Annotated in this window: 3 protein-coding genes; 2 read left to right on the plus strand and 1 reads right to left on the minus strand. The window is 68.9% G+C overall.

What is annotated here, in order from left to right; all coding sequences use genetic code 11:
* Positions 1-203 precede the first annotated feature (203 nt).
* Positions 204-1,190: a Holliday junction branch migration DNA helicase RuvB gene (gene ruvB / locus MEICH_RS0119675; RefSeq protein WP_036219754.1), complete on the plus strand. Its 987-nt coding sequence runs from the start codon at positions 204-206 to the stop codon at positions 1,188-1,190.
* Between the two features lie 284 nt (positions 1,191-1,474).
* On the plus strand, positions 1,475-2,521 hold the full coding sequence (locus MEICH_RS0119680; RefSeq protein ID WP_027894013.1) for a response regulator: 1,047 nt from the start codon (positions 1,475-1,477) through the stop codon (positions 2,519-2,521).
* A gap of 40 nt (positions 2,522-2,561) precedes the next feature.
* On the opposite strand, the gene MEICH_RS0119685 is transcribed toward MEICH_RS0119680, so the two are convergent.
* Positions 2,562-3,032 (minus strand): methylated-DNA--[protein]-cysteine S-methyltransferase, encoded by a 471-nt coding sequence (locus MEICH_RS0119685; protein ID WP_027894014.1) that lies wholly within the window; start codon positions 3,030-3,032, stop codon positions 2,562-2,564.
* Positions 3,033-3,130: the final 98 nt, after the last annotated feature.

Consider the following 3,130-nt stretch of genomic DNA (forward strand, 5'->3'; position numbering starts at 1 on the left):
CCGCGCGCGGGGAGGGTTTATCCCCCCCGGCCCCCCTTGCTAAGGGGGGTGACAAGGCGTATTGCATTTCGCGTATTGCGTACGACGTAGGACGTACGACCCACGTTGAGCGTTTGGCTATCGGCTATCGGCTATCGACCATCGACTATCGACCTAAACCCACATTCCCAATTTCGCTATAAACGTAATATACTGGACAAGATATGATGGGTGTCGTGGAAAGCGATCTGACCCTGCGGCCGCGGCGGCTCGAGGACTACGTCGGCCAGGGCAAGCTCAAGAAGAAGCTGCAGGTCTACCTCGAGGCGGCCAAGAACCGGGAGGAGGCCCTCGACCACCTGTTGCTGTTCGGCCCGCCGGGGCTGGGCAAGACCACCCTGGCGCACGTCATCGCGTACGAGCTGGGGGTCAACATCCGCGTCACCAGCGGCCCGGCCATCGAGAAGCCCGGCGACCTCGCCGCCATCCTCACCAACAGCCTCGAGGAGGGCGACATCCTCTTCATCGACGAGATCCACCGCCTCTCGCGCTCGGCGGAGGAGCACCTCTACCCGGCGATGGAGGACTTCAAGATCGACATCGTCATCGGGCAGGGCCCCGCCGCCCGCACCCTGCGCCTCGACCTGCCGCGCTTCACCCTCATCGGCGCGACCACGCGCCAGGGGTTGCTTTCGAGCCCCCTGCGCAGCCGCTTCGGCATCATCGAGCACCTCGAGTTCTACACCGAGGCCGAGCTGGCCCAGGGCGTGACCCGCGACGCCCGCATGCTGGGGCTGGAGCTCGAGCCCGAGGCCGCGCTGGAGATCGGGCGGCGCAGCCGCGGCACCATGCGCATCGCCAAGCGCCTCTTCCGCCGCGTGCGCGACTTCGCCGAGGTCAGCGGCGAGCAGAGCGTGAGCCTCGAGCGCACCAAGGCCGCCCTCGACGCCCTGGGCCTCGACCCCCTGGGCCTCGACAGCCGCGACCGCTTCATCCTCAGCACCATCATCGAGCGCTTCGCCGGCGGCCCGGTGGGCCTGGAAACCCTCGCCACCGCCGTCTCGGAAGACTCGGAGACCCTCGAGGAAGTCCACGAACCCTTCCTGATCCAGCTCGGCCTCATCAAGCGCACCTTCCGCGGCCGCGTCGCCACCGAGCGAGCCTACAAGCACATGGGGTATCCCCTGCCGGAGCAGCGGTTGTTCGAGTGAGGTTTTAAGCCGTCAGCCATCAGCCGTCAGCGGTCAGCGAGAGGCTGGTGGCTCGTGGTGAAACCCCGCCCCGTCGGCGGGAGGGAATATCCCCCCCAGCCCCCCTTGCTAAGGGGGGAACATGGCGTTTTGCGTTTAGCGTTTTGCGTCTCGCGTACGACGTACGACCCGCGCTGCACGTTCGGCTATCCGCTATCGGCTATTGGCTATCGACCATCGACCATTGACCCTATGTTCACGTTCCCTCATGCCACGCCACGCCGCCGTGTAGCATGAAAGTCAGCGTGATCCGTGCACGAATTGGCGAAATCGAACTGAGCGACCTTTTGCGGGCCCTCGAGGCCAACCGGGCCAATGCCGTGGTCACGGTGCGCTGTGAGGACGTGATCGGGCGGGTGCACCTGCGGGACGGGCAACTGCTGTACGCCTCCACCGACCCGGGGCCGCACCTGGGGGAGTACTTAGTGCGGCTGGAGTACCTGACCCTCGAGCAGACCCAGGAGCTCGTGCTGCGCCAGGAACGGGAGAACCCGGGCACCCCGCTGGGGCAGCTCGCCCTGAGGATGGGCCTGCTCGAGCCGGGCGACCTGCGCGAGGCGCTCAACGCCCAGGTGATGGAGGCGCTGGCGACCCTGCTGGCCCAGCGCACGGGCGACATCCTGGCCGAGGCCATCAGCGAGAACGCCTCGCAGGTGGTGCTGCCGGAGATGCTCGACACCAGCGCGGTGCTCTTCGAGGCGGCGCGGCGGTTGGACGAGTGGCGGCGGGGCAAGGTGCGGCCCGAGGCGGTGCTGCGGGTGGTGAGCGACCCCACCCGCCACGCGCTCTCCACCGAGGCCTGGAGCGTGCTCGAGCTGGTGGACGGGCTCAAGCGGGCCCGCTCGATCGCGCTGGAGTCCGACCTCCCCGAGACCCAGGTCTACCATCTGCTCTACGAGCTGCAGAGCCGGGGCCTGCTGGGCGAGGCCGAGATCCGGCCCACCGACCCCCTGATCCTGGTGGTGGCCGAGTCCTCGCTGGTGCGGCGCCTGCTGCTGGTGACCCTCGAGCGCTCGCGCTACCGGGTGGTGATGCCCCACGACCCCGACTCGGCCCGGCGCATGCTCGAGCACCACAAGCCCCAGGCCGTGATCCTCCAGGTGCGCGACCTCGCCGAGCGCGTGCGGCAACTGCGGGCCTCGCCCGACGGCCGCTTCGTGCCCATCTGGGCGGTGTCCGAGGAGCCGCCGCGGGGCTTCTGGGTGCGCAGCGCGCGGGTCGGGCACATCCCCAAGCCCTTCAGTGAGGAGGACTTGCTCGACGCCCTCTCCGGCATCAAGCGCAAGGTCTGACCGCCCTTCCCACGGACACCTGACCGCGTCCCGGGGGCGCTCAGCGGAACCGGCCGGCCTCGAGGCCCTCGTGCACCAGCAGCCGCAGCTTGAGCCCCTCCGCGCCCATGAAGCCGCCCAACCGCCCGTCGGCGTGGATGACCCGCTGGGCGGGCACTACCAGGAAGAAGGGGCACGACCGCATCCCCGCCCCCACCCACCGGGCCGACAGGCCGAGCTCGCGGGCCAGAGCCCCGTAGCTGGTCGTCTGGCCGAAGGGCACCTGCCGCACGCGCTCGTACAGGGCCGCCCGCGCGGGGGGGAGGTCGCCGTAGTCGAGGGGAAGGTCGAGGAACATCTCGGGCTCGCCCCGGAAGTAGCGCTCGACCCGGGCGGCGAGGCGCTCGAGCAGCGGGTGTTCCCGTTCGGGGAAGCCCTCGGCCAGCACCAGCAGCCGCACCGAGGTCAGGCCCCGGTCGCTGGCTTCGGCGTAGAGCGGGCCGAAGGGGGTGGGGATGAGGCGAGCGTACATGGCTTTTTCAGCTTAGGGGGTCGTGTGTCCGGCGCTGAACGCCGATAGCCGATAGCTGATAGCCAAACGCAAGACGCCAAACGCCTTGTTCCCCCCTT

The sequence above is a fragment of the Calidithermus chliarophilus DSM 9957 genome (genome assembly GCF_000430045.1).
GTDB lineage: Bacteria > Deinococcota > Deinococci > Deinococcales > Thermaceae > Calidithermus > Calidithermus chliarophilus.

Excerpts from the sequence above, each read along its gene's own strand:
- ruvB (WP_036219754.1), top strand. The coding sequence starts at position 204 with ATGATGGGTGTCGTGGAAAGCGATCTGACCCTGCGGCCGCGGCGGCTC.
- MEICH_RS0119685 (WP_027894014.1), bottom strand. The coding sequence starts at position 3,032 with ATGTACGCTCGCCTCATCCCCACCCCCTTCGGCCCGCTCTACGCCGAA.